Origin of the sequence: Aeromonas sp. FDAARGOS 1415 (assembly GCF_019048365.1) — a bacterium.
GTDB lineage: Bacteria > Pseudomonadota > Gammaproteobacteria > Enterobacterales > Aeromonadaceae > Aeromonas > Aeromonas taiwanensis.
On the sequence record NZ_CP077363.1, the window covers coordinates 1,488,597 to 1,515,238 of the forward strand.

The following is a 26,642-nucleotide window of genomic DNA, read 5'->3' on the forward strand; positions in this document are numbered from 1 at the left end:
CTTTATTAGTTTTTTATTCCAGTTGGCGGGTTTCAGAGCAGTTAAAATCAGAGTCTTGTCAGGTAAAAAATGCTTGCCCAATAAAAATCACCGTGCTAGTTCTAATAGCCATTCGCGGCAAGCTCCGCCCCCATTTCACAGGATTCCCGGTTGTAACTATGAACATGGCCTCCCGTTTCGTCAGCATTATTGTGGTCCTAGTGGTGATTATTATCTCACCGCTCGGGGCTCGTTTGGCTGCACGGAACAAGGGATAGACCCACCACCGGACAGAACGAAACAAAGCGACCCCCGAGCCTCACGGCCCGGGGGTTTTTTTTCGACCAAAGGACAGGATTTTCCACATGAACGGCGCGCAGTTTTTGGTACAGGCTCTCAAGAAACAGGGTGTGACCCAGGTGTTTGGTTACCCGGGCGGAGCCATCATGCCGGTCTACGATGCCCTGTATGACGGCGGTCTGGCCCATCAGCTCTGCCGCCACGAACAGGGGGCAGCCATGGCTGCGGTGGGGTATGCCCGCGCCTCCGGCCAGGTGGGGGTCTGTATCGCCACCTCGGGTCCCGGCGCCACCAATCTGGTGACCGGTCTGGCGGAGGCGCTGCTCGACTCGGTGCCGCTCGTGGCCATCAGCGGCCAGGTGCCCTGCGCCGCCGTGGGCACGGATGCGTTCCAGGAGGTCGACGTGCTCGGCATGTCCCTCTCCTGCACCAAGCACTCCTTTATGGTGACGGACGTGGCGGATTTGCCTCAGGTGATTGCCGAGGCCTTCGCCATTGCCAGCGAAGGGCGCCCCGGCCCCGTGCTGATCGATCTGCCCAAGGATGTGCAGCTGGCCGCGGTGCCGGCCCAGAGCCCGCTGTTTGCGGTGGAGGATCCCGAGCCTCTCAACCCGGCCGAGCTGATGGTCGCCCGTACCCTGCTGGCCGCTGCCGAGCGCCCCGTGCTCTACGTCGGTGGCGGGGTGGGCATGGCCAATGCCGAGCAGCAGCTGCGCGACTTTGCCGCCGCGACCGGCATGCCGGCGGTCACCACCCTCAAGGGGATAGGTGCCCTCGACCCCGACAGCCCCGTCTACCTCGGCATGCTCGGCATGCACGGCACCAAGGCCGCCAACCTGGCGGTGCAGCAGTGCGACCTGCTGGTGGTGGTGGGCGCCCGTTTCGATGATCGGGTGACCGGCAAGCTGGAGGAGTTCGCCCCCGAGGCCAAGGTGATCCACCTGGACGTGGACGCCGCCGAGTTTGGCAAGCGCCGCGCCGCCGAGGTGGGCATCACCACGGATCTCAAGCGGGTGCTGCCGGCCCTGGCCATGACCCTGGCCATCGAGCCCTGGCGCGAGCACTGCGCCACCATGGCCCGCGAGTACGCCTTCCGTTACGACCATCCGGGTCAGGCCATCTACGCCCCGGCCCTGCTCAAAGAGCTTTCAAGCCGGCTGCCTGACACCAGCGTGGTCGCCTGCGACGTGGGCCAGCACCAGATGTGGGTGGCCCAGCACATGCGCTTCACCAGCCCGCGCAACCACCTCTCCAGCGCCGGTCTCGGCACCATGGGCTTCGGCCTGCCCGCCGCCATCGGCGCCAAGATGTCGCGCCCCGAAGACGAGGTGGTGCTGGTGAGCGGCGACGGCTCCTTCATGATGAACGTGCAGGAGCTTGGCACCATCCGCCGCGCCCAGCTCAAGGTGAAGATGGTGCTGCTGGACAACCAGCGCCTCGGCATGGTGCGCCAGTGGCAGGAGCTGTTCTTCGACGGCCGCTACAGCGAGACCATCCTTTCCGACAACCCCGACTTCGTCGCCCTGGCCGCCGCTTTCGGCATTCCGGGCGAGACCATCACATGCAAGGAGGAGATAGCCCCGGCACTGGATCGCCTGCTGGCGAGCGACACGGCCTATCTGCTGCATGTGGCCATTTCAGAGGAAGAAAATGTCTGGCCCCTGGTACCGCCAGGAGTCGCCAACCACAAGATGATGGAGCAACGCCCATGAACCAGCACAACCAGCACACTCTGCACATCCACGCCCAGCCCAGACCCGAAGTGATGGAACGGGTGCTGCGGGTGGTCCGTCACCGCGGCTTCAATCTCTGCGCCCTCAACATGGAGCAGGATTGCCAACAGCTGCGGATCACGGTTACTGTCGAGTCGGTACGTCCCATCCAGCAGTTGTGGAGCCAGCTGGTCAAGCTGGTGGATGTCTCCCGGGTCGATGCACTGGAACAGCAACCCCGGATCAGCGCTTAAGGAGCCAAGCCAATGTCACAGCCTTCCCAATCCGCGACTCAACCCAAATTCATCTGGTTCAACGGCAAGCTGGTCCCCTGGCAGGACGCCCAGGTGCATGTCATGAGCCACGCCCTGCACTACGGCTCCTCGGTGTTTGAAGGGGTGCGTGCCTACGATACCCCCAAGGGCGCTTGCATCTTCCGCCTGCAGGAACACACCCGCCGCCTGTTCGACTCCGCCAGGATCTACTGGATGGACGTTCCCTATAGCGAGGCCGAAGTGAATGAAGCCTGCCGCACCGTGGTACGCGAGAACGGCCTGAAAAGCGGCTACCTGCGCCCCCTCGCCTTTGTCGGCAACGTGGGGCTGGGGCTGCATCCGCCGCTGGATGCCAAGGCTGACCTGATGGTGGCCGCCCTGCCGTGGGGCGCCTATCTGGGGGAAGAGGGGCTGAAAAACGGGGTGGATGTGTGCGTCACCTCCTGGAACCGGCTCGCTCCCAACACCATCCCCACCGGCGCCAAGGCGGGTGGCAACTATCTCTCCTCCCAGCTCATCAGCCGCGAGGCCAGGCGCAACGGCTTCGCCGAGGGGCTGGCGCTGGACGTGAACGGCTACCTGAGCGAAGGGGCGGGGGAGAACCTCTTCCTGGTGAAAAACGGCGTGCTGTTCACCCCGCCCGCCACCGCCGCCATCCTGCCCGGCATCACCCGTGACACCATCATGACCCTCGCACGTGACTTGGGATATGAGGTGCGCGAGCAGGCGCTGCCCCGCGAGGCGCTCTATGTGGCGGACGAGATCTTCATGACCGGCACGGCGGCCGAGGTGACCCCGGTGCGCTCCGTGGATCGGATGCAGGTGGGCGCCGGTTGCCGCGGCCCGGTGACCGAACAGTTGCAGAACGCCTTCTTCGGTTTGTTCAACGGCCAGACCGAGGACAAGTGGGGCTGGTTGACCCCGGTGGCGGACTGACGCGCGCGGGGAGGCGATACGCCTCCCCGAGTCGCTTCCGGTGAGGGCGCCCGGCGGTGCCCTGACCAGGATCGATTCCCGATCCGCGAATCACACATTCATGTTGAAAGACAATGCGCCCCAGGGGCATTCAGGGAGTAGAGACAATGCCGAAGTTGAGATCCGCCACCACCACCCACGGACGTAACATGGCCGGGGCCCGCGCCCTCTGGCGTGCCACCGGCATGACCGATCAGGATTTCGGCAAGCCCATCATCGCCGTGGTCAACTCCTTCACCCAGTTCGTGCCGGGTCACGTCCACCTCAAGGATCTGGGTCAGCTGGTCGCCCGGGAGATCGAGGCCGCCGGCGGGGTCGCCAAGGAGTTCAACACCATCGCCGTGGATGACGGCATCGCCATGGGCCACGGCGGCATGCTCTATTCCCTGCCGTCCCGCGAACTCATCGCCGACTCGGTGGAGTACATGGTCAACGCCCACTGCGCCGACGCCATGGTCTGCATCTCCAACTGCGACAAGATCACCCCGGGGATGCTGATGGCCGCCCTGCGCATCAATATCCCGGTGATCTTCGTCTCCGGCGGCCCCATGGAAGCGGGCAAGACCAAGCTCTCCGACCAGATCATCAAGCTGGATCTGGTGGACGCCATGATCCAGGGCGCCGATCCCAAGGTCTCGGATGCCCAGAGCGACCAGATCGAACGCAGCGCCTGCCCCACCTGCGGCTCCTGCTCCGGTATGTTCACCGCCAACTCCATGAACTGCCTGACCGAGGCCCTGGGCCTCTCCCAGCCGGGCAACGGCTCCCTGCTGGCAACCCACGCCGATCGCGAGCAGCTGTTCAAGCTGGCGGGTCAGCGCATCGTGGCTCTGGCCAACCGCTACTACCAACAGGATGACGAGAGCGCCCTGCCGCGCAATATCGCCACCAAGGCGGCGTTCGAGAACGCCATGGCCCTGGACATCGCCATGGGCGGCTCCACCAATACCGTGCTGCACCTGCTGGCGGCGGCCCAGGAGGCGGGCGTCGACTTCACCATGGCCGATATCGACCGTATGTCCCGCAAGGTGCCCCAGCTGTGCAAGGTGGCGCCCTCCACCCAGAAATACCACATGGAAGACGTGCACCGCGCCGGCGGCGTGGTTGCCATCCTGGGCCAGCTGGAGAAGGCGGGCCTGGTACACGGCGACGCTCGCAACGTGCTCGGCACCACCCTGGTCGAGCTGCTGGGGCAGTACGACGTGAGCCGCTGCGATGACAAGGGCGTGCACGACTTCTACCGCGCCGGCCCGGCCGGGATCCGCACCACCAAGGCGTTCAGCCAGGATTGCCGCTGGCCCGAGCTGGATCTGGACCGCGCCGAGGGCTGTATCCGCTCCTTCGAACACGCCTACAGCCAGGAGGGGGGCCTCGCCGTGCTCGCCGGCAACCTGGCGCTGAACGGGGCCATCGTCAAGACCGCCGGGGTGGACGAGGAGAACCTCACCTTCCGCGGCCCGGCCCGGGTATTCGAGAGCCAGGAGAGCGCCGTGACCGGCATCCTGGACGGCACCGTCAAGGCCGGCGAAGTCGTGGTGATCCGCTACGAAGGGCCGAAAGGGGGCCCGGGCATGCAGGAGATGCTCTACCCCACCACCTATCTGAAATCCATGGGTCTCGGCAAGGCGTGTGCGCTGATCACCGACGGCCGCTTCTCCGGCGGTACCTCGGGTCTCTCCATTGGCCACGTCTCGCCGGAGGCGGCCTCTGGCGGCACCATAGGTCTGGTGGAGGATGGGGACATCATCAACATCGACATCCCGGCCCGTAGCATGGTGCTGGAGGTGGCCGACAGCGTGCTGGCCGCCCGCCGCGTCGCCGTCGAGGCCCGCGGCTGGAAGCCGCTCGATCGCCAGCGTCAGGTCTCCTTTGCCCTGCGCGCCTACGCCATGTTCGCCACCAGTGCCGACAAGGGTGCGGTGCGCGATCGTTCGATGCTGGGGGAATAAACCATGGTCTCTGCGGCGGATTATCTACGCAAGGTGCTGCTCTCCCCCGTCTACGAGGCGGCGCGGGTCACCCCTTTGCAAACCCTGAAGAAGTTGTCCGACAGGCTCGGCAACCACGTGGCCCTGAAGCGGGAGGATCTGCAACCGGTCCACTCCTTCAAGCTGCGGGGCGCCTACCACAAGATTGCCACCCTGACCCAGGAGCAGAAGGAGCGCGGCGTCATCGCCGCCTCCGCTGGCAACCACGCCCAGGGGGTGGCCTTGTCGGCGGCCAAGCTCGGCATCAAGGCCATCATCGTGATGCCCCAGACCACGCCGGACATCAAGATCGACGCGGTGCGCCGCCAGGGCGGCAACGTGCTGCTGTTTGGCAACAGCTTCGACGAGGCCTACGGCGAGAGCCGCCGCCTCGCCACGCTTGAGGGCTACACCCTGATCCCGCCGTTTGACGACGTCGAGGTGATCGCCGGGCAGGGCACCATCGGCAAGGAGCTGCTGGAGCAGGACACCCACCTCACCCACGTCTTCGTGCCGGTGGGGGGTGGCGGCCTGGCCGCCGGGGTGGCGGTCTACATCAAGCAGCTGCTGCCGGACGTCAAGGTGATCGGGGTGGAGGCGGAGGGCTCCGCCTGCCTCAAGGCGGCCATGGAGGCCGGCACGCCGGTCAACCTGGAGCGGGTCTCCCTGTTTGCGGACGGGGTGGCGGTCAAGCGCATCGGCGAGGAGACCTTCCGCCTGTGCAACCAGTATCTGGACGAGGTGGTGACCGTCTCCAACGACCAGATCTGCGCCGCGCTCAAGGACATCTTCGACGACTGCCGCGCCATCGCCGAACCGTCCGGCGCCTTGTCCCTGGCAGGCCTCAAGGCCTACAGCGAGCGGGAGCAGGTAAAGGGCGGCCGGATGGCGGCCATTCTGTCCGGCGCCAACGTCAACTTCCACAGCCTGCGCTACGTGTCGGAGCGCTGCGAGATCGGCGAGAAGCGCGAGGGCATGCTGGCGGTGACCATCCCCGAGCGCAAGGGGGCCTTCCTCGACTTCTGTCGCCAACTCGGACCCCGCATGGTGACCGAGTTCAACTACCGCTATGCCGATGCGGTGCAGGCGTCCCTGTTCGTCTCGGTGCGGCTCACCGGCGGCGATGAGGAGCTCGGCCAGATCCAGCAGCAGTTGGAAGGCAACGGCTACCCGGTGGTCAACATGACCGAGAGCGAGCTGGCCAAGAACCACGTGCGCTACATGATTGGCGGCCGCCCGGCCCGGCCCCTCGGCGAACGGCTCTACAGCTTCAAGTTCCCGGAGCAGCCGGGGGCCCTGATGCGCTTCCTCGAGACCCTGGGGTGTCGCTGGAACATCAGCCTGTTCCACTACCGCAACCACGGTGCGGACTACGGCCGGGTGCTGTGCGCCTTCGAGCTGCCGGACGAAGACGTGGCGGCCTTCCACGACTACCTGCACAAGATTGGCTACGGCTGGAAAGAGGTGAGCGAGGATCCCGCCTACCGGCTGTTCCTGGCGAGCCAGAGCCGCCAGTGACGGCAATTATCACTCGATCCAAAACGAAGAGCCTGGCTCTTCGTTTTTTTATGGGCAGCCGCCTGACCCACCCGGAGGATGGGGGGGGATGACTGTCGATAATGTCGCCAATATCACACTCCTGAGTCCCTGGTCGTTTGAGGCTGGTTGCAGATGGGATACTCTGAATACGGGGCTTGGGTTCGGGGCCCCGTCAGGGAAGAGAGGCGCAGTCGCGTCATAACAATTCATTGCAGGGGCTCATCCATGAACAGATCTACGCTCGCCGTCCTGATCGGCGCTCTGATGGCAACGGGGACGGTGCAGGCCGCCGCCCAGGACAACACCTGGTATGTCGGCGGCAAGGCCGGCTGGTCCAACTATTTCGGGGCGGATTACGACTCCGACATCAAAGACCTGCTGGACGCCGCCAAGGTGAACGAGAACAGTGACGACCTGGGGCTGGGGGCCTTCGTGGGTTATCAGGTCAACCGCAACGTGGCCGTCGAGCTGGGCTATGACTGGCTCGGCAAGTACAAGGTCGACCGGCACTACTCGGGCAACGGCATCGATTCCGGGCTGGAGGGCGAGGCCAAGGCCCAGATGATCCAGGCCACCATGAAGATCGGCTTCCCGGCGACCGAGGCGCTGGAGATCTATGGCCGTCTGGGCGGTGCCTACGCCTGGACGGACAGCTCCATCAACGCCTGGTACAACGACGGCGTCAACGCGCTGTCTGACTCGGACAGCGGCAGCTACAACGGCGCCGCCTTCGTGGGGGCGCTGGGGCTCGAGTATTCGATCGATCGCGACTGGGCCGCCCGCCTCGAATACCAGTACACCACGCCGCTCGGCAAGACCTCCCCCGGTGAGTCGGGCATCGAGCTGGACAACGGCCTGCTGTCGGTCGGCATGCTCTACCGCTTCGGCCAGGTGGGTGACGAGCCGGTGGCTCCGACGCCGGCCCCTGAACCGGCCCCGGCGCCCGTGCTGGTGGAGAAGCAGTTCAACCTGGATTCCGACGTGCTGTTCGAATTCAACAAGGCGACCCTGAAGCCGGCCGCGAGCCAGGCCCTCGACCAGCTGTTTGCCGATATCCTGGCCGCCAATCCGAAGGATGGGGTGGCGACGGTGATCGGTCATACCGACCGGCTGGGGTCCGATGCCTACAATCAGACGCTCTCGGAGCAGCGTGCCCGCACCGTGGCGGACTACCTGATCGCCAAGGGGCTGTTTGCGGACAAGGTGCGTGCCGAGGGGCGCGGCGAGTCTTCTCCGGTGACCGGGGGCAGCTGCCCGGACGGCGCCAAGGCGCAGATGATCGCCTGCCTGGCACCGGATCGCCGGGTCGAGGTGCGTCTGACCGGGGTGTCTCAGGTCGCCGAATAGGCCCTGACCACCGGGCGGTGACAATGACGAGGGGGCCCCAGGGCCCCCTCGTCGATCATGGGGTTCGCAGCGGCCGCTGCTTCATCCAGCTGGTGCCGCGCGCCATGAGGATCAGGAGCAGGGCGCCGGGCAGCACCGTCTGCCAGAGGAAGGGCCAGGATTGCGCGGTGAGCACCACCACCAGCGGATTGGCGCCGGCGGGGGGATGGATCACTCCCAGGCCCTGCATGAGGGCGACAGCGAGGCCGACCCCCAGGGCCAGCTTGATCTCCATGGGCAGGGGCAGCAGCTGCACCAGCAACCCCAGGATCGCCGAGAGCAGATGCCCTCCCAGCACGTTCTGCGGTCGGGCCAGCGGGCTGTCCGGCAGGGAAAAGAGCAGCACGCAGCTCGCCCCGAACGGTGCCATCAGCAGGCTCCACTGCCAGCCCAGATCCAGCCAGCCGAGCACGGCGATGGCCGTGCTGGCGCCCGCCCCGGCCAGTATGGCCGCTCTCCATCGTTGCATCTCCATCTCTGTCTCCTCGTTGATGAAGGGTCCCTTGACCCTGATGGCGACATTAGGTAGACAGATCGGTGTACTTCAAGGGGGAAATCAAGGTGAGTGAGAAACGCCAGCAACTGATGACGACGGCCTATCAGCTCTTCAACCGCCATGGCTTTCACGCCACCGGCATCGATCGCATCTGGGCCGAGGCGGGCAGCACCAAGCGCACTCTGTATCGCCACTTCCCCACCAAGGACGCCCTGATCGAGGCCGTGCTGATGGCGCGGGATACGGAATTTTTTGCCCTGCTCGACGCCAGGATGGAGGGGGTCTCTGGCCGGGAGGCCAGGGTGCAGGCGCTGTTCGACGGCTTTGCCGACTGGTTTGGCCGCAGCGACTTCTACGGCTGCAACTTCATCAACGCCAGCGCCGAGTTCTCCGATCCGCGCCATCCGGTGCGCAAGCTGGTGGTGGCGCACAAGCAGGCCCTGCTGCACTGGATCAGGGAGGCGCTCGCGTGCACCGCAGCGCAGGCGACGGGCCTGTGCCTGCTGCTGGAGGGGGCCGTGGTGATGGCCCACAGCTACCAGCAGCCCCTGGCCCTGGAACAGGCCAGGGGGCTGGCGCACGCGGTGCTGACAGAGGGGGTCTAGTTCAGCTCGGTGGGGTCGATATCCAGGCTCCAGCGCACCTTCTTGGTCTCGGGCCAGGCCTCCAGCTCTTTCACCGCCCAGTCCAGCAGCTGGGCCAGCGGTGCCCTGCTGGGCCCCTGCACCAGCAGCTGCATGCGAAACTTGCCCGCCTTGCGCTCCATGAAGCCACTGATGGGCCCGAGCACCTGCACCTGGGGATAGCGGGCACTGCGCAGGGTGTCGGCAAGCCGGACGAGGAACAGCTGCACCTCGTCGCGGCCGTTGGCCTCGGCCCGGAACAGCCCCTGATGGCTGAACGGCGGCAGCCCCAGCAGGCGGCGCTCTTTCAGTGCCGTGTCGGCGAAGTGGCCGTAGCCATTCTGGGTCAGATCCTGCAGCAGGGCGTGCTCGGGATGGTGGCTCTGCAGCACCACCAACCCCGGCTTGCTGGCGCGACCGGCGCGGCCCGCCACCTGGGTATAGAGCTGGGCCAGCTTCTCGGCGGCGCGAAAATCGGCGCTGAACAGGGCGCCGTCCACATCTAGCAGCCCTACCAATGTCACGTCCGGGAAGTGGTGGCCCTTGGCCAGCATCTGGGTGCCGATCAGGATCTTGTACTTGCCCGCCTTGATGTCGCCGAGGTGGGTCTCCAGCTCCCCCTTGCGCCGGGTGTTGTCCCGATCGATGCGCACCACTGGATATTGCGGGAAAACGGTGCCAAGCAGCTGCTCCAGCTGTTCTGTGCCGACCCCTGAGCCGATCAGCTCGCTGCTGCCGCACTCGGGGCAGTGATGGGGCAGGGGGCGCACGCTGTCGCAGTGGTGGCAGTGCAGGCGCCGTCCGGCCTGATGCCAGGTGTACCAGGCGTCGCAGCGCTCGCAGGCGGCGCTCCAGCCGCACTGGTGGCAGATGAGGGCCGGGGCATAGCCGCGGCGGTTGAGGAACAGCATCACCTGGTTGCCGGCCGCCAGATGCTCCGCCATCAGCTGCTCCAGCTGGGGGGAGAGGCCGGCCTGCAACCGCACGTTCTTGATGTCCAGGATCACCTGGCGGGCGGTCTGGGCGTTGCCGGCGCGCCGGGTCAGGCTGAGGTGGTGATACTTGCCGGTGCGGGCGTTGTGCAATGTCTCCAGCGACGGGGTGGCCGAGCCCAGCAGGATGGGAATGCCGGCACGGTGGGCGCGCATCACCGCCAGATCCCGCGCGTGGTAGCGAAAGCCGTCCTGCTGCTTGAAGGAGCCGTCGTGCTCCTCGTCGATGATGATGATGCCGAGGTCGTGAAACGGGGTGAACACGGCGGAGCGGGTGCCGATCAGGATGGCGGCACCGCCGTCGCGGCAGGCCAGCCAGGCGTCGAGCCGCTCCCGATCGTTCATGGCGGAGTTCATCGCCACCACGGGCACGTTGAAGCGGCGGCGAAAGCGGTTGATGGTCTGCGGGGTGAGGCCTATCTCCGGCACCATCACCAGGGCCTGCTTGCCCGCCTTGAGCAGGGGCTCGAGGATGCTGAGGTAAACCTCGGTCTTGCCGGATCCCGTGATGCCATCCAGCAGGAAGGCGCCGAACCTGTTGCTCTGGCTGGTGACGGCAGAGACCGCCAGCGCCTGCTCGCCGTTGAGGCGCAGCCCCTCGCCCGGCTCGAAGCGGGCGGCCCAGTCACCCTCATGGCTTGGCTCCAGCGAGCGCTTCTCCAGCAGCCCCTTCTTCTCCAGTGCGCTGAGTGCGGCGCTCTGGATCTCCTCCTGCTTGAGGGCAGATGGCGTCTGCGGCCCCTTGCGCAGCAGGGCGAGGGCCTGCTGCTGCTTGGCCGCCCGTTTGAGCTCGTTGAGATCGAGCGCCATGCCGGCCTCGGTGGCAAACCAGAACTCCAGCTCCCGATAGGCGGCGGGCTCCCCCTTGCGCACCAGCACCGGCAGGGCGTGGGGTAGCACCTCTCCCAGGGGATGCTGGTAGTAGCCGGCGCTCCAGGCCATCAGCGCCAGGATGTCCGGCCCCAGGACGGGGGCGCTGTCGAGCACGCGCTTGATGGGTTTGAGCTTGTTGCGCGGCACCTGGCTGTCGGTGGGGTGATCCACCACCAGACCGACCAGAGTCTGGGGGCCGAAGGGGATCTCGACCCGGCAGCCGGGGGCAGGCAAGGGCAGGGGGGAGAGATAGTCGAAATGACGGCGTAACGGCACCGGCACGGCCACACGAACCAGATCCAGGGGTTGGGAAGAATTCACCAGATGTTGCCTATTTTTTCTGCGAAGCCACTTGCCTGAACTCAGGCATTTCCTATATTATTCGCAGCCTTTGAAACTGTGTTCAACAATCGTGTGGTGTCCGACAAGAGATCGGATGGCGACACGGCCTGATAATTGAGGTTGTCCATGAAAGCTGGTATCCACCCTGACTACGTAGCCATCACCGCCAAGTGCTCTTGCGGTAACGTCATCAACACCTTCTCTACCATCGGTAAAGATCTGAACCTGGACGTGTGCTCCGAGTGCCACCCCTTCTACACCGGCAAGCAGAAAGAAGTTTCTAGCGGCGGCCGCGTAGACAAGTTCAACAAGCGTTTCGGTGGCTTGACCTCCAAGAAGTAATCTTGCTTCTGAAGCATTCTGAAAAAGGCGCCCATCGGGCGCCTTTTTTATTGGTCGGCGTTCTGTAATCCCTCGCTTTGCCCTATGGTGTGGGCTCAACCAAGGGAGAAGAGTCGATGCGCACATGTCTGGTGATGGGAGCGGCCGGGTACATAGGGTCCTACCTGGTGCCTCACCTGCAAGATCTGGGGTACAGGGTCATCGCCGGGGCGCGCCGCCCCTGCCGCTTGCCGGAGGGGGTGGAGTTCCGCCTCGCCGACAGCCTCAAGCCCGCCACCCTGTCGTCTGCGCTCGTCGGGGTCGACACCGTCTTCTATCTGGTGCACGCCATGGGGGCGGGGGCCGGCTTTCACCGGCTGGAGCAGCAGGGGGTGAAGAACTTCGCCGCCGCCGCCCGCGCCGCCGGGGTGCGGCGCATCATCTATCTGGGGGCCATCCAGCCCGAGCCCTGCAACAGCCGTCACCTCAACTCCCGCCGCTATTGTGGCGAGCTGTTCCGGGATGCCGGCGTGCCCACGGTGGAGCTGCGGGCAGGCATCATCATCGGGCCCGGCTCGGCCGCGTTCGAAGTGATGCGGGATCTGGTGTTCAACCTGCCCATGATGGTGACCCCCAAGTGGGTGCGCTCCCGCACGCCCCCCATCGCCCTCTCCAACCTGCTGCACTATCTGGCCGGGCTGGTGGAGGCAGAGGGGGTGGACGGCCATATCTTCAACGCCGCCGGGCCCGAGCTGCTCAGCTATCAGCAGCAGTTGCAGAAATTCGCCGCCCACATCGGCAAGCGTTGCCCCATAGTGCCGCTGCCGTTCCTCAGCCCGCGCCTCTCCGCCTGGTGGCTGCAGTTCGCCACCTCGGTCCCCCAACCCATCGCCAAGGCGCTGGTGGGGGGGCTCAAGCACGACATTCCGGCGGATGATGGCCCCTTGCGCACCCTGCTGCCCCAGCATCTGCTCAGCTTCGACGAGGCGCTGACGGAGAGCCTGGCCCTGGAGCAGAAGCTCGGCGCCGAGCAGCAGGGGGAGGAGACGCCGCTCGGCCTGCGCTGGCGCCATCCCGAATACGGCTTCTACGACCGCACCGCGAGCGGGGAGGCCGACTGCCTCGCCGCGCCCGAGGTGGTGTGGCAGGTGTTGCAGCAGCTGGGGGGCGAGCAGCGCTACTTCTACATGAACGAGCTCTGGGTGGTGCGGGAGTGGATGGATCACCTGATCGGCGGCCCGGCCCTGACCCGGGGGCGCACCAACCCGGATCGCTTCGTGAAGGGGGACATGCTGGACTCCTGGCAGATCCTCGGGGTGGACGAGGGGCGCAGGCTGGATCTGCTGTTCAACATGAAGGCCCCGGGCGTCGGGCGGCTGGAGTTCAACATCCAGCCCCTGGAGTCCGGGCTCACCCGGCTCAGGGTGACGGCCCACTGGCACCCCCAGGGGGCCTGGGGACTGGCCTACTGGCTCGCCATGCTGCCGTTCCACCTCTTCATCTTCCAGGGGATGACGGAGGCCATCGCCCGTCAGGCGGAGGAGAGGGCCGGTATCCCGGTGATGGATTGAAAACGAATCTATATCTAATTGGGTAGGTGTGGCTGGTGGTACATGCTGCCGAGTGGCTGGTCGGCGTTGTTTGGCGATATTTTCTGCTGTGAAAGCCCGGCGGTTTTCATTATGATCCCCAGCCCTCGCCCGTGGGCGAGCCAATGCACCACTCATTCATTTCCGTATCGGGGTCCCCCATGTCCGATCAGCGTCACGATCTTCGTCAACAAGCACTCGACTACCACGCCCAGCCCGTCCCGGGCAAAATCGCCATCGCCCTCACCAAGCCCGCCGAGACCGCCCGCGATCTGGCGCTGGCCTACAGCCCGGGCGTCGCCGAGCCGGTGCGCGAGATCGCCGCCAACCCGGCCGATGCCTACCGCTACACCGGCAAGGGCAACCTGGTGGCCGTCATCTCCAACGGCACCGCCATCCTGGGGCTGGGCAACCTGGGCCCGCTGGCCTCCAAGCCGGTGATGGAGGGCAAGGCCCTGCTGTTCAAGCGCTTCGCCGGCATCGACGCCATCGACATCGAGGTGAAGCACGAGACCTGCGCCCAGTTCATCGACACGGTCGCTGCCATCGCCGACACCTTCGGCGGCATCAACCTGGAAGACATCAAGGCCCCCGAGTGCTTCGAGATTGAAGAGGCGCTGATCGCCCGCTGCGACATTCCGGTGTTCCACGACGACCAGCACGGCACCGCCATCGTCACCGCCGCCGGCCTGCTCAACGCCCTGGAAGTGCAGGGCAAGGCGATCGGCAGCAGCCGCATCGTCTGCATGGGGGCCGGTGCGGCCGCCACCGCCTGCATGGACCTGCTGATCAAGTGCGGCGCGGCACCCGAGAACATCTTCATGCTGGACCGCCAGGGGGTGATCCACAGTGGTCGTACCGATCTGAACCAATACAAGCAGCGCTTTGCGAACGATACTCCCCTGCGCACCCTGATGGACGTGATCGACGGGGCCGACGTGTTCGTCGGCGTCTCCGGCCCAGACGTGCTGCCCGCCGAGGCGGTGGCGCTGATGGCCCCCAACCCGGTGATCTTCGCCTGCTCCAACCCGGATCCCGAGATCAAGCCTGCCCTGGCCCACTCGGTGCGCGGCGACCTCATCATGGGCACGGGCCGCTCGGACTACCCGAACCAGATCAACAACGTGCTCTGCTTCCCCTTCATCTTCCGCGGTGCCCTGGACGCGCGCGCCAGCCGCATCAATGACGCCATGAAGATCGCCGCGGTCGAGGCGATCCGCGCCCTGGCCAAGGAGCCGGTGCCGGCCGAGGTGCTGAGCGCCGCCGGCGTGAGCGAGCTCACCTTCGGCAAGGAGTACGTCATTCCCAAGCCGATGGATGCCCGTCTGCTGCCACGGGTCGCCCGCGCCGTGGCGCTGGCGGCGGTGGCATCCGGGGTCGCCCGCATCGCACTGCCGGCAGACTACATGCTGGGTTGAGGTCCATCGGGCTTCAGGCTTGCAACCGGTAAAACAGAAGGGGCCCCGTGATGGGGCCCCTTTTTCATTGCGGGACGCTGGTGTATGGATTACTTGGTCTTGGGAGCCACCTGGACGGTCGGCGCCTTGGCGGCCTTGTGGTGCTTTTTCACGACCTTGGTCTGGGTGGCGTGGGGAGCGGCGGCCTTGGTCGGGGTGGCAGCCATGGTGAAGCCGGAGGTCAGGGCGAAGACAGCGGCCAGGCTCAGGGGGATCAGCTTGTTCATATTCCAGTTCCTCATTCGGTTGATGACATGGAGCGTTTCTCCATGGCTTCATCCTAGGGCGACGGCGTCTGGGGTTCAGTGAGGGACTGGTGACGGTTTGTATCCAAATGTACGGGCAGGGTCAGGCAGAAACGGGCACCGCTGCTGCAGGGCAGCAGCTGCACCTCGCCGCCATGGTGGCGGGCGATGCTGCGCACGATGGCGAGCCCCAGGCCGGCGCCGCCGGTGCGCCTGTCCCGGCTCTGGTCGAGGCGCACGAAGGGCTCGAAGATCTGGGGGGCGAGGGCCGGATCGATGCCGGGGCCGTCATCGCTCACCTCCAGCAGATAGTCGTCCCCCTGCCGCGCCATGCGCAGGCTGACCCGGCTGGCGGCGTGGCGCAGGGCGTTGCCGATGAGGTTCTCCAGCGCCCGATCCAGCAGGCGGACGTCGCCGCGCCAGGGCAGGGGCTGGTCGGGAGCGTCGAGGGAGAGGCGCTTCTGCGGCTGCAGGGCCTGCCAGTCGGCGAGACGGCTCCGGGCCCAGTGGCCCAGCTCCAGATCGCTGCACTGGAGCGGCAGCTCGGGGCGATCGAGCCTGGCGTAGGTGAGCATCTCCTCGATGAGGCCGTCCAGCGCGCCGAGATCCCGCTCCAGCCCCTGCTGCTCCTCGGGCGAGGGGGGCGACGCCAGCATGGCGAGCCGGTAGCGCAGCCGCACCAGGGGGGTGCGCAGCTCGTGGGCGATGGCGTCGGTCAGCTGCTTGCGACTGGCCAGCATGGCCTGCAGCTGTTCCGCCATCTGATCGAAGGTGCGGCCGACCCGGGCCAGGCTGCTGCCGGGCGGCAAGCGGGTGCGGCAGGAGAGATCGCCGTCACCGACCCGGCGGGCGGCTTGCTCCAGCCGTTGCAGGCCGCGCCAGTGAGGGCGCAGCCAGAGCAGGATGGGCAGGCCCAGCGAGAGGCCGATGAGCAGCAGCAGGCCCACGTCCACCCAGTGCAGCTCGTGCAGATAGGAGAGGTAGGGAACGGGGCCGACAATCAGCACCCGCTCCGTGCCGGGAATGCGCTGCAGGAAGGTGTCATCCTCCTCGACGATGACGATGTTGCCCGCCTCCAGGAAGGCCTGATCCTCCCGGGCCAGGGGCTGGTTGGCGAGACTCCCGATCTGCAGCGGCAGATTGAGCTGGCGGCTCTGCTCCGCCGTGCGGGCCGGCCAGTGCTCTGGCGGCAGCCGGGCCAGCTCGCCGGTGAGCAGGCCGAGGGAGCCTTGCATCATCCGCTCCAGATAGCGGTCCCCCGCCCGCTCGGCGCTGACCTGATAGACCAGCCCGATGAGCAGGATGGCCAGGGCGAAGCAGCCGATCAGCAGCAGGTAGAACTGGATAAACAGGCGTCGCATCGGGCTCTCCTCTTGCCTGGATTGGGTCGGGCATTGCCTTGTTGCTCCCTCATCCCCAACCCTTCTCCCGCAAGGGGAGAAGGGGGCAGAGAGCATCAAGGTCATTCGGCGGGGCTTATTCCCAGGCCTGGGGTACCAGCAGGTAGCCCTTCTGGCGCACCGTCTTGATGCGGGTCGGGTTGTTGCTGTCATCCCCCAGCCGGCGGCGCAGGCGGGAGATGGCCACGTCCATGCTGCGATCTAGGCCGTCGTAGTCGCGCCCCCGCAGGCTGCGAAACAGCGTCTCCCGCCCCAGGATCTGGCCGGCGTGGCAGGCCAGCTCCCACAGGAGATCGAAATCGGCGGTGGAGAGGGGGATGCTGTCGCCGTCCAGGCGCACGTCCCGACCCGGCCCGTCGATCTGCAGGCGGCCGAACTGCAGACGCTGGGGCGGGGCGGCGGGGGCCACGGCCTGCTGGCTCTGTCCGTGCTGGCGGAACTGGACCCGCAGCCGGGCCAGCAGCACGGGGGGCGGCGTGGTCTTGAGGATGTAGTCGTTGGCCCCCAGCTCCAGGCTCAGGATCTGGTTCATGTCGCTGTCCAGCGAGGTCAGCATGACGATGGGACCGCCGAAGCGCGGGCGCAGATCCCGGCACAGGGAGAGGCCGTCCTGGCCCGGCAGCATGATGTCGAGCAGCACCAGGTCCGGTTGCTCGGCCTCCACCCTAGCGAGCGCCCGATCGCCGCGGGTTTCCAGCATCACCTCGATGTCGTGGCGGCCGAGCCAGTTGCTGATGAGCTGGCCTATCTCGGGATCGTCTTCAACAAACAGAACGCGTGGCATGGTGGCGTGGTTCCCCGATCATGGCGCGAATGCGCGTGCCGCCAGCATAACGGCTGCGCCAACCCTCTGCACCGGGATAACTAATCAAACAGGGCCCGAGGGCCCTGTTCTTGTCTTGCTGGTCGAGCGGGGAGCGGCGTCCCCTGCGGCATCAGCCCGCCTTGCGCTTGAGATAGACCCCGGCTTCCATGTGGTGGGTCCAGGGGAACTGATCGAACAGGGCGAAACGGGCGATCTCGTGGGTTTCGCCGAGCACCGCCATGTTGGCCTCCAGGGTCTCGGGGTTGCAGGAGATGTAGAGGATGTTGTCGTAGTCCTGCACCAGCCTGACGGTGGCGTCGTCCAGACCGGCCCGGGGCGGGTCGACGAAGATGGTGTTGCACCGGTAGGCGGAGAGGTCGACCCCCTTGAGGCGGTTGAACTCCCGCTCGCCACGCATCGCCATGGTGAACTCCTCCGCCGACATGCGCAGGATGATCAGGTTGTCGACGCCGTTGGCGGCGATGTTGAACTGGGCGGAGTCCACGCTCGGTTTGGCGATCTCGGTGGCCAGCACCTTGCTGAAATTCTGCGCCAGGGCGATGGAGAAGTTGCCGTTGCCGCAGTAGAGCTCCAGCAGGTCGCCCTCGCTCCCCCTGGTCACGTCCAGGGCCCAGCCCAGCATCTGCTCGTTGATGGCGGCGTTGGGCTGGGTGAAGCTGTTCTCCACCTGCTTGTAGACGAGTTCGCGCCCCTGCACGGTCAGACGCTCGATGACGAACTCCTCCCCCAGGCAGATCTTCTGCTTGTGAGCACGACCGATCAGCTGCAGATCGAATCCCTTGGCGCGCAGATCGGCCTGCAGCGCGTCGGCGGCCTGCTGCCACTCGGCTTCCAGCTTGCGGTGGTAGAGCAGGCTGACGCAGATCTGGCCGGACTGGGTGGAGAGGTAGTCAATCTGGAACAGCTTGCGGCGCAGCACCGGGTGCGGGCGCAGCCCTTCCAGCAGCACCGGCATCAGCCGGTTGATGAGGCGGCTGGCGGTGGGGAACTGGTCGACCCGGATGATCTCCTTGGTGGCCGGGGCATACATGCAGTGGAAGAGGTCATCCCCCTCGTGCCAGATGCGAAACTCGGCGCGCATCCGGTAGTGCTCGGCGGGGGAGGCGTGCACCTCCAGCACGGGCGGGTTGAAGCCTGCGAACATGCCGGTGAGACGATCGCGCTTCTCGTCGAGCTGGGCCTGGTAGTCGGCAGGAGTTCGCTGGGATTGGGTCATGGATACCTCGCGTGCGCCGGGCTGAGCCGGGTAAAAACCGGGGAAGGCTGCAGCCAGGCAGCAGCCAACCAAAGGGTGGGGATTTTAAAAGGCCGTCGCGGATTGTCCAAGTTTTTTGTGGTCAAGAAGTGGCCAGTCGGGCCGATAACCGATCCACCACTATAGGCGGGAGAGTGATGATGCAGATCGATGGCATGGGCGCAGCCCAACCCAAGGGAGTGGGCATTGCTCCCAAATCGCCTCAACAGACGGCGTCGAAAGCGGCGGACAAGGGGGAGGAGGTCTCCCTGAACAAGCCTCCGAAGTGGGCTCAGGTGCTGATCCAGCAGGCGCTGCAATTTGCGCTGGAGATCAACGGCCAGGGCTACAAGGCGCCCAAGGTGCAGGAGCCTCAGGAGGTCACGCCCGAGACCCTGTTCGACTACGAAGCCGTGGCGGACAACGTGCTGCAGTTCGTCACCGGGCGGCTGGGGGCGGCACGGGCTGATGGCAAGAGTGACGAGGATCTGGCCGAGATGATCGCCCAGGCTCGCAAGGGGGTGGACAAGGGCTTCGGCGACGCCAGGAAGCAGCTTGGCGACTGGGCGGAAAACGATGACATCAAGACCGGCATGGATCAGAGCTACAAGCTGATCCAGGAGGGGCTGGAGTCCTTCGAGAAGGAGTTCTTCGGCGAGGTGTCGACCACGGAGCTGGGGGCGGCCAAGATGGCCAGCCGGCAGCAGACCTTCCTCGAGATCGAGACCCGGGATGGAGACAAGGTGATGCTGCGCTTCAGCGATAGCTGGCAGTTCAAGTCCCGCCACGATGGCAGCCAGATCAGCCTCAAATCGAGCCAGAGTTTCGATTTCTCCCTGGAGGGGGAGCTCGACAGCGCCGAGATGGATGCCATCGGCAACCTGGTGAAGGGGCTGGACGAGCTGGCCGGCCAGTTCTTCGGAGGCGGCGACGACAAGACGTTGGCCGACAGGCTGGCGGGGTTGCAGCTGGACGACAGTCAGCTGGTCTCCTACTCCCTCAAGCTCAAGCAGTCGGCCAAGCTGAGCCTGGCGTACCAGGGGGCCCACTCCCTGCAGGAGAGCCTCAAGCCGCTGGCGGACTATCTGCCGAGGCTCAGCCAGATGCAGCAGCAGGCGGATGCCCTGTTGCCCACCGCCCAGCAGCAGGCGTTGACCCCCGCCGTGCTGGCGGCGCGTGGCCAGGACGGGGCGACCCAGGGTGCCGGTTTCATGGGCTTCAACCAGCGGATGCTGGAGGCGATGAGGCTGCTCGGCCAGCAGATGGCGACCGGCTAGTCTGGCAACGCCCCCGTGATGTCGGCGGGGGCGCTGGGTTTGCCAGCTCGCCCCCGGGCTGGCACACTGCCCTTTTCCCCTGCCCGGCGATGCCATGAATCCCAAGAAGCCAAGAGACAAGCGCGAGCTCTGCTACCCCTTCATCTTCGAGACCCAGTTCCAGTGCGACTACGAGATCGCTACCGACGAGCTCTGCTGCCAGGTGGGCGCAGTGCTCTCCCACCTGGTGGCGGATGACGATACCCGGCCCGTGCTGGCGGATCTTGCGGCGCTGCAGCGGCTCATCTACAACCTCAACGGCTCGGTGCGGGGCCGGCTCGGCATCTTCGAGGAGGATCTGGACTGGCTCAAGGGGCGCTACGATCACTACAACGAGGCGAGCCGCGGCCGGGTCACCGGCTTTGTGCTGCCCCAGGGGCCCCAGCCCATCCCCACCCTGCACCTGTGCCGCTGCGGCAGCAAGAAGGTGGTGCGCCTGCTGGTGCGGCTGGAAGAGAGCGGCGTGCGCTTCGATCCCATCCTCTACCGCTTTGCCAACCTGCTGGCCAACTTCTTCTTCGTGCTGACCGTCTACCTCAAGCAGGCGTGGGACGTGACCGAAGTCCCCTATGTCAGCATCAACTACTGATGCTCAGCCCGGCTTGCTGGTGGTCTGCACAAGGCCACTGCAGGCCAGCAGTGGCGCATAAAAAGACCGGGGCCTGCGGCTCCGGTTTTTTTATTGGCGAGATAACGTCACTCAGCTGGAGAGCAGCACTCTGGCCGAGTTGGCGGGGATGGTGAGCTGCACCTCCCCCTGCACCACCTCGAACTTGTCGCCGTTGAAGGCGTCGGTGAAGCGGCTGGCGGGGCTGGCGGTCTGCCACAGGGGCAGGCTGATGGTGCGCGGCTCCGTGGGGTGGCGGTTGCAGGCCACCAGCACCTGATCGCTTTGCAGGGTGCGGGCGAACACATAGCTGTGGGGGCCGGCGTAGAGGGTCTGGATGTCTCCCCGGCGCAGGGCCGGGCGCTGGCGGCGCAGCTGGATCAGGCGGCGATAGTGGTCGTGCAGCACGTGATCCCAGTCGGTGGTGTTCCAGGGGAAGCAGCGGCGGCAGTCCGGATCGTTGCCGCCGGAGAGCCCCACCTCGTCGCCGTAGTAGATGGAGGGCACGCCGATGTAGGTGATGAGCAGGGTAGCGGCGAGCCGCATCCGCTGCTTGTCCTCTCCCAGCAGGTGCAGGAAGCGGGCGGTGTCGTGACTGTCCAGCAGGTTGAACTGGGCCAGCTGGTTCTTGAACGGGATGTGGGCCCGCGCCAGCTTGAGCCAGTGGTCGAGCTCGGTGGCGCTGATCCTGATGGGGTGATAGGCGATGTCCTGCCCCGCCAGGAAGGCACGGATGGGGTGGGCGAAGCCGTAGTAGTTCATGGCGCCATCCTCTTGATCCCCCTGCAGCCACTGGCTCGCCTCGAAGAAGTGCTCGCCGAGCACGTAGGCGTCGGGGTTCTCCTGCTTTACCGCGCCGCGAATGGCGCGCACGTGGCCGCGGTTGCCCTCGGCGGTGCCACGCTCCCCGAGCATGTGGATGACGTCGAAGCGCCAGCCATCGATCTGGTAGGGGGCGCGCATCCAGTAGCGCAGGATGGCGTCGTCGGCGCGATAGACGGCGTCCTGCACCTGCTCGCTGGAGAAGTCCAGCTTGGGCAGGCTGCGGATCCCTTTCCAGCTGACGTAATCCCCCTCCTGGTCGAAGGTGTAGAAGCTGCGCCAGGGGGAGTCCGGGTTACGCTGGGCCCCCAGGGGTGGGCAGAACCAGGGGTGCTCGGTGGAGGTGTGGTTGACCACCGCATCCAGGATGATCTTCATGCCGCGCTGGTGCAGGTTGCGGGTCAGCTCGGCAAACCGGGCGTTGGTGCCGAGGTGCGGATCCACCTTGAAGTAGTCCTGGGTATCGTACTTGTGGTTGCTCGGCGAATCGAAGATGGGGTTGAGGTAGAGCGCCGTCACCCCCAGGGACTGCAGGTAGTGCAACTTGGCGTCGATGCCCGCCAGATCTCCGCCGTAGAATTCGCAGGCACCGTGACCCTCCTCGTGGCGGCTGACCGGCTCGCCCCACGCCTTGCTGATGACCGCCTTGCCGCGGTACTCGTACTCGTGATGCTTGACGCTCAGGGACGGATCGCCGTTGCAGAAGCGGTCGGGGAAGATCTGGTAGAAGACCTGATCCTGGACCCAGGCCGGCGGCTGGTGGAGGCTGTTGAAGCGGAAATGTTGCTCGCGCGGCGGCATGGCGGCGCTGACGCCGGCGCCGTGCAGCCACCACTGCTCCTCGTCGGTGAGGCACTTGAAGCAGTAGAGGTGAATGTCCTGCCCCCGGGCGAGGGGCAGCTCGACCTGCCAGACCTGCAGCCTGTCCCGGGTGGAGATGGGCGTCATGGCGACCAGGTACTCCTCGTTGTCCGGCTCATGGCGCAGCCACACCTCGCGGATGGGGGCGTCCAGCTCGCTGAACAGGGTGAGCAGCAGGGTGTCGGCACTCTCTTTGAACCAGGGTGCCGCCTGGGGGTGAAACAGGAAGGGATGGGTCATGGTGTCTACTGTGTCAAAGAGGCTACAGGATCAGGCGATCGGCTCGGGCCATCTTAGCCTGTCCATGGGGTGGTGTATGTGACGACGGGCCAGAATGAGCCGGCAGAACCGGCTCCGCTGTGCTGTCATCCGTGAGCCTATTGCGTCAGCAAGTCGGCGAGGGCATTCCCCTGCTCGTGGAGCAGGTCGAGCTGATCCGCCAGAATGAGACGGGGATCCGGTTCCTGCTGATCGGCCGTTGTACATCTACTGGGTCAGCAAATCGGCCAGGGCATTGCCCTGTTCGTGCAGCTGTTCGAGCTGATCAGCCAGGGTGGCGGGATCCAGCCCGAGCTGGTCGGCGAGGGGCTTGGGGAAGCGGGCGATGATGGCCTGGGCCGGAACGCCGGCGTGCCAGGCGAAGGAGACGAAGACGGCGAGCCGGATCAGCACGGCCTCCTTGCTGACCGGATCGTGGGAGAGGGGGTCCAGCTGCTGGGCGATGGCGTCGACGAAGGCGGTCGACAGGTTCCAGCGTCGCGCCAGCTCGGCACCGAGCTGGGCATAGTCGTAACCCAGCATCTCCCGCTGGGCCTCGACCCGGCTGCTCCCCTTCTCGATGGCCAGATTGACCAGCCCGGCCTCCTCCGGCAGGGTGCTCTGGATCAGCAGCTCCCCGATGTTGTGAATGAGGGCGCAGGTGAAGGCGGTCTCCGGATCCACGGCCCTGGTCTGCTGGGCCAGGGTGCGGGCTATGGTGGCGACCTGGAAGGTCTGGGTCCAGAAACGGTTCTTGTCGAAGCCGGGGGGAGCCTTGAAGCTGCTGATGATGCCGGAGGCGACCACCACGGAGCGCAGACGGTTGAAGCCGAGCCGGATCACCGCCTGCTCGATGGAGGTCACTTCGTTGCCCCGACGCAGGGCGGCCGAGTTGGCCATACGCAGCACCTTGACGCTGATCACCTGGTCCATGGCGATCTTGGCCGCGATCTCGTCGATGCGGGCATTTTCATCGTTGAAACTCTGCATCAGTTCGTGCAGCAGCTTGGGGATTGTGGGCAGTTGCTTGATCTTGCCAAACAGGCGATCCATCGACATGGCTGAGGCAGCCTCCATTGCTAACAATGCCTCATATTGTGCCACAGCCTGGCCAGTTGTTCCTGTCGGCGAGCGGTTTTGTGACCCTTAGAACACCCAGTCTTGCAGCTTGTATTCCAAACGGTGCCGTTTCCCCTGCAGGATCAGGGTCTGGGGCGTGCCGCTCAGGGTGGCGCCCTCGGTCAGGGTGGCGAGCACGGCCTGCTCGACCAGATCGAGCCCGGGGGGGCAGGCCATGGCAGTGCTGCCGAGGCTGGTGACCCAGAGTCTGTCACCCTCCAGATGACCCTGGCCGAAGTAGCGGTTGCAACCGGCGATACCATTGACGGTGAAGTGTTCCCCGATCTCGATGTCAGGGGGATTGACGCGGCTGCTGGCGATGGCCTGGCCATCCAGCCGGTCGAGCACCCAGTGATGGTGCTGCAGATCTTGCGAGGCGAAGCGGGGTGTACTGCTGCAGGCGCTGAGCAGGAGCAGGGCGAGCAGCAGTAGCAGGTATCTGGGCATTGAAGGGGCTCCGGTGGTGGGTATGGCAAGCATACCCGCACCGGGGAGCCGGAGGCAGATCGCGGGGGGGCGCGCCCGACCGCTTCTGTCGCCCCGCAGAAACGGGGGGTGTCGGTAAATGGCAACACTCGCCCCGGGCGAGGCCCGTTATCAGCAAAAGGGGCCACAACGTGGCCCCATGTTATCCGTGCGTCTTGACGGGCCTGGCCATCAGGCGGCAAACAGCCGCTCGGCATAGCGGGCGAGGCCGGAGGCGACCGAGCCGAAGTCGTCCCCCCCTTCCAGCGGTACCTTGGGCAGTTTCTGCTGGATAAAGGCCTTGATGAGGGGAGAGCGGGCGCTGCCGCCGGTGATGAAGATGCGATCCGGCTGGACGCCGGCGGCGTTGATCGCCTCATCCATCAGCTCGCCAATCTTCTCCAGCAGTGGTGCCGAGGCACTGGCCAGCTGATCGCGGGTGAGTTCGGCCTCCAGCCCCTTCTCCAGCTCGTTCAGGGTCTGGTGATTGAGCGCCTGGTCGGAGAGGGCGATCTTGCCCTGCTCGGCGCGCCACACCAGCTGGTGGCTCAGCTTGTGTGCCCGCAGGCTGGCGAGGCGGGGCAGCTTGCTGCCGGGCTGGCTGTCGAGCTGCAGATCCTGCAGCTGGCGGGCGGTATCCAGGCTGTAGAAGCGGCTCTGGGCGCTGACGTCGTTGATGGCGGCCGCGTCCCAGAACAGGGGGTGGGGCAGCGGCTTGCCGGTCTTGAGGGTCTCGTGCATGCCGAGCAGCGGCATCATGCCCTCCACCGTCAGGCGGATGTCGAAGTCGTTGCCGCCGATGCGCTGGCCGCTGTGGCCGAGCAGGTCGCCGTCGCGATCCAGCCGGTCGCGATGGCTCGGGCCCATGCGCAGCATGGAGCAGTCCGTGGTGCCGCCGCCGATGTCTACCACCAGCACCACCGCATCCTCGGTGAGGCGCGCCTCGAACTCGAAGCCGGCGGCCACAGGTTCATAGAGGAACTCCACCCGCTCGAACCCGGCGAGGCGGGCTGCCTCGGTCAGAATGGCGATGGCCTGGCGGTTGCTCTCCTCCCCCGCCAGGCCCTGGAAGTTGACGGGCCGGCCGATGACCGCCTGACGGACGGGGGTGCCCGTCTGCTGCTCCGCCTGCTGGCGCACGTGCAGCATCATGGCGCAGACGATGTCCTCGAACAGGGCGATCTGGGGCGCCTTGAGGCCGTAGGCGCCGAGGAAGGATTTGGGCGACTTGATGTAGTAGCCCTCGTCCGGCTCTTCCAGGTAGCGCTCCAGGGCAGCCCCGCCGAAGCTGAGTTCGTCGATCAGCCCCTCTTCCCGCATCTGGCGGCGCACCGCCTGGGCTCGGGTTACCACGGGGCCGCGCAGCTTGAGGTACTCGCTCTGCTGGACGGGTGCCAGCCCTTCGGCCAGGAGGCCGGCGATGGCATCCCGGTGGGGGGCGTGCAGGGTGGAGGGGAGGTAATGGGAACCGGAGAGGGTCAGCAGCCTGGGGCTGCCCTGTTCCATCACGGCGACGGCACAGTTGGAGGTACCGTAATCAAATCCGATAAACATGGGCGGCCAGACTCCTGAGCAAAAAAGGGCTGGTAGCCTACCCGAAGGCGCCGGGTCTCACAACCCGGCGCAGCTGAATGGCGAGCGAAAGACGGGGCGGGTTTACTCCACCTCGTTGTCGCTGCGCCCCTGGCTCTCGATGGCCTGGATGTTGCTAAGGGTTGTGTCGGCGATGGCGTGCAGCGCCTCCCGGGTCAGGAAGGCCTGGTGACCGGTGAACAGCACGTTGTGGCAGGCGGACAGGCGGCGGAACACATCGTCGGTGATCACCTCGTTGGACTTGTCCTCGAAGAAGAGATCCTCTTCCTCCTCGTAGACGTCCAGCCCCAGGGCGCCGATGCGGGCGGTCTTGAGGGCCTCGATGGCGGCGTTGGAGTCGAGCAGGCCGCCCCGGCTGGTGTTGATGATCATCACCCCGTCCTTCATTTTGGCGAAGGCCTCCTTGTTCAGCAGGTGATAGTTCTCCTTGAACAGGGGGCAGTGCAGGCTGATGACGTCGGACTGGCGGAACAGGGTGTCGAGGTCCACGTATTCGGCGCCCAGATCGATGGCCGCCTGGTTTTGGTAGGGATCGCTCACCAGCAGGCGCATGCCGAAGCCCTTGAGGATGCGCAGGGTGGCGATGCCGATCTTGCCGGTGCCTATGATGCCGGCGGTGCGGCCGTGCATGTTGAAGCCGACCAGCCCCTCCAGGGAGAAGTTGGCGTCGCGGGTGCGCTGGTACGCCTTATGGATGCGGCGGTTGAGGGTCATCATCAGGCCCACCGCGTGCTCGGCGACGGCCTCGGGGGAGTAGGCTGGCACCCGTACCACCTTCAGGCCCAGCTCCTTGGCGGCGGCCAGATCCACGTTGTTGTAACCGGCGCAGCGTAGGGCGATGACCCTGGTGCCGTACTGTGCCAGCTCGGTCAGTACCTCGCGGTCGGCATCATCGTTGACGAACAGGCAGACCACGGGGAAGCCGTGGGCCAACCGGGCCGTCTTGGCCTCCAGCCGCACGTCGAAGAACTCCAGATCGAAACCGTACTGGCTGTTGGCCTGGTGGAAGTGTTCCTTGTCGTAGCTCTTGGTACTGAAAACGGCGACTCTCATGGTGCGCTCTCCGCAGA

The 26,642-nt window shown here is 65.8% G+C and carries 23 protein-coding genes; 12 read left to right on the top strand and 11 right to left on the bottom strand.

What is annotated here, in order from left to right; translation table 11 throughout:
* Nucleotides 1-344: 344 nt before the first annotated feature.
* The 6 genes from ilvG (at nucleotide 345) to ompA (ending at nucleotide 8,094) form a co-directional block, all read left to right on the top strand.
* On the top strand, nucleotides 345-1,991 hold the full coding sequence (ilvG, locus tag I6L45_RS07115) for an acetolactate synthase 2 catalytic subunit (protein WP_216983816.1): 1,647 nt from the start codon (nucleotides 345-347) through the stop codon (nucleotides 1,989-1,991).
* A complete protein-coding gene (ilvM, locus tag I6L45_RS07120) occupies nucleotides 1,988-2,245 on the top strand; it encodes an acetolactate synthase 2 small subunit (protein WP_216983817.1) in 258 nt (85 codons plus the stop codon). Before ilvG ends, ilvM begins: the two co-directional genes overlap by 4 nt.
* Before the next feature lie 12 nt (nucleotides 2,246-2,257).
* A complete protein-coding gene (locus tag I6L45_RS07125; RefSeq protein WP_216983818.1) occupies nucleotides 2,258-3,202 on the top strand; it encodes a branched-chain amino acid transaminase in 945 nt (314 codons plus the stop codon).
* Nucleotides 3,203-3,348: 146 nt separating this feature from the next.
* A complete protein-coding gene (gene ilvD / locus I6L45_RS07130; protein ID WP_216983819.1) occupies nucleotides 3,349-5,190 on the top strand; it encodes a dihydroxy-acid dehydratase in 1,842 nt (613 codons plus the stop codon).
* Between the two features lie 3 nt (nucleotides 5,191-5,193).
* A complete protein-coding gene (gene ilvA, locus I6L45_RS07135) occupies nucleotides 5,194-6,726 on the top strand; it encodes a threonine ammonia-lyase, biosynthetic (RefSeq protein WP_216983820.1) in 1,533 nt (510 codons plus the stop codon).
* A 246-nt stretch (nucleotides 6,727-6,972) separates the two neighbouring features.
* Nucleotides 6,973-8,094 carry a porin OmpA gene (gene ompA / locus I6L45_RS07140; RefSeq protein ID WP_216983821.1) on the top strand — a complete coding sequence of 374 codons (1,122 nt, stop codon included), beginning with the start codon at nucleotides 6,973-6,975 and terminating at the stop codon, nucleotides 8,092-8,094.
* 55 nt (nucleotides 8,095-8,149) lie between these two features.
* On the opposite strand, the gene I6L45_RS07145 is transcribed toward ompA, so the two are convergent.
* A complete protein-coding gene (locus I6L45_RS07145) occupies nucleotides 8,150-8,545 on the bottom strand; it encodes an HPP family protein (RefSeq protein WP_216984188.1) in 396 nt (131 codons plus the stop codon).
* A gap of 149 nt (nucleotides 8,546-8,694) precedes the next feature.
* Here I6L45_RS07145 and I6L45_RS07150 point away from each other — a divergent pair, with 149 nt between their 5' ends.
* A complete protein-coding gene (locus I6L45_RS07150; RefSeq protein WP_216983822.1) occupies nucleotides 8,695-9,234 on the top strand; it encodes a TetR/AcrR family transcriptional regulator in 540 nt (179 codons plus the stop codon).
* Here the strand turns inward: I6L45_RS07150 and priA are convergent.
* Nucleotides 9,231-11,438 (bottom strand): primosomal protein N', encoded by a 2,208-nt coding sequence (gene priA, locus I6L45_RS07155; protein ID WP_216983823.1) that lies wholly within the window; start codon nucleotides 11,436-11,438, stop codon nucleotides 9,231-9,233. The genes I6L45_RS07150 and priA overlap by 4 nt on opposite strands.
* Before the next feature lie 147 nt (nucleotides 11,439-11,585).
* Here priA and rpmE point away from each other — a divergent pair, with 147 nt between their 5' ends.
* From rpmE to I6L45_RS07170, 3 genes are all read left to right on the top strand, one after another.
* On the top strand, nucleotides 11,586-11,801 hold the full coding sequence (rpmE, locus tag I6L45_RS07160; RefSeq protein ID WP_010676078.1) for a 50S ribosomal protein L31: 216 nt from the start codon (nucleotides 11,586-11,588) through the stop codon (nucleotides 11,799-11,801).
* A gap of 116 nt (nucleotides 11,802-11,917) precedes the next feature.
* Nucleotides 11,918-13,351, top strand: coding sequence for a DUF2867 domain-containing protein (locus tag I6L45_RS07165; protein ID WP_216983824.1), 1,434 nt, complete (start codon nucleotides 11,918-11,920; stop codon nucleotides 13,349-13,351).
* A 179-nt stretch (nucleotides 13,352-13,530) separates the two neighbouring features.
* Complete coding sequence (locus I6L45_RS07170) at nucleotides 13,531-14,787, top strand: malic enzyme-like NAD(P)-binding protein (protein WP_216983825.1); 1,257 nt, start codon at nucleotides 13,531-13,533, stop codon at nucleotides 14,785-14,787.
* 89 nt (nucleotides 14,788-14,876) lie between these two features.
* Here I6L45_RS07170 and I6L45_RS07175 read toward each other — a convergent pair whose 3' ends face one another.
* From I6L45_RS07175 to trmA, 4 genes are all read right to left on the bottom strand, one after another.
* Nucleotides 14,877-15,053, bottom strand: a complete 177-nt coding sequence (locus tag I6L45_RS07175; protein ID WP_081843914.1) for a hypothetical protein — start codon at nucleotides 15,051-15,053, stop codon at nucleotides 14,877-14,879.
* A gap of 53 nt (nucleotides 15,054-15,106) precedes the next feature.
* The gene (gene rstB, locus I6L45_RS07180) at nucleotides 15,107-16,432 is read right to left on the bottom strand and encodes a two-component system sensor histidine kinase RstB (RefSeq protein WP_216983826.1); all 1,326 of its coding nucleotides are present in this window, start codon (nucleotides 16,430-16,432) and stop codon (nucleotides 15,107-15,109) included.
* Between the two features lie 115 nt (nucleotides 16,433-16,547).
* A complete protein-coding gene (rstA, locus tag I6L45_RS07185; protein ID WP_216983827.1) occupies nucleotides 16,548-17,255 on the bottom strand; it encodes a two-component system response regulator RstA in 708 nt (235 codons plus the stop codon).
* A gap of 151 nt (nucleotides 17,256-17,406) precedes the next feature.
* Nucleotides 17,407-18,513, bottom strand: a complete 1,107-nt coding sequence (gene trmA, locus I6L45_RS07190; RefSeq protein ID WP_216983828.1) for a tRNA (uridine(54)-C5)-methyltransferase TrmA — start codon at nucleotides 18,511-18,513, stop codon at nucleotides 17,407-17,409.
* Between the two features lie 179 nt (nucleotides 18,514-18,692).
* On the opposite strand from trmA, the gene I6L45_RS07195 reads away from it, so the two are divergent.
* Complete coding sequence (locus tag I6L45_RS07195) at nucleotides 18,693-19,808, top strand: DUF5610 domain-containing protein (protein ID WP_216984189.1); 1,116 nt, start codon at nucleotides 18,693-18,695, stop codon at nucleotides 19,806-19,808.
* A gap of 94 nt (nucleotides 19,809-19,902) precedes the next feature.
* Nucleotides 19,903-20,436: an ATP--cob(I)alamin adenosyltransferase gene (locus tag I6L45_RS07200; protein WP_134694238.1), complete on the top strand. Its 534-nt coding sequence runs from the start codon at nucleotides 19,903-19,905 to the stop codon at nucleotides 20,434-20,436.
* 111 nt (nucleotides 20,437-20,547) lie between these two features.
* Here the strand turns inward: I6L45_RS07200 and malZ are convergent, their stop codons facing one another.
* The 5 genes from malZ to I6L45_RS07225 all read right to left on the bottom strand — a co-directional run bounded on the left by malZ (nucleotide 20,548) and on the right by I6L45_RS07225 (nucleotide 26,625).
* Nucleotides 20,548-22,377 (bottom strand): maltodextrin glucosidase, encoded by a 1,830-nt coding sequence (gene malZ, locus I6L45_RS07205; RefSeq protein WP_216983829.1) that lies wholly within the window; start codon nucleotides 22,375-22,377, stop codon nucleotides 20,548-20,550.
* A 246-nt stretch (nucleotides 22,378-22,623) separates the two neighbouring features.
* A complete protein-coding gene (locus tag I6L45_RS07210; protein WP_043764088.1) occupies nucleotides 22,624-23,472 on the bottom strand; it encodes an HDOD domain-containing protein in 849 nt (282 codons plus the stop codon).
* A 69-nt stretch (nucleotides 23,473-23,541) separates the two neighbouring features.
* Nucleotides 23,542-23,961 (bottom strand): META domain-containing protein, encoded by a 420-nt coding sequence (locus I6L45_RS07215; protein WP_043764087.1) that lies wholly within the window; start codon nucleotides 23,959-23,961, stop codon nucleotides 23,542-23,544.
* Between the two features lie 210 nt (nucleotides 23,962-24,171).
* Nucleotides 24,172-25,533 carry a molecular chaperone gene (yegD, locus tag I6L45_RS07220; protein ID WP_134694241.1) on the bottom strand — a complete coding sequence of 454 codons (1,362 nt, stop codon included), beginning with the start codon at nucleotides 25,531-25,533 and terminating at the stop codon, nucleotides 24,172-24,174.
* Between the two features lie 102 nt (nucleotides 25,534-25,635).
* A complete protein-coding gene (locus I6L45_RS07225) occupies nucleotides 25,636-26,625 on the bottom strand; it encodes a 2-hydroxyacid dehydrogenase (protein WP_043764085.1) in 990 nt (329 codons plus the stop codon).
* Nucleotides 26,626-26,642: the final 17 nt, after the last annotated feature.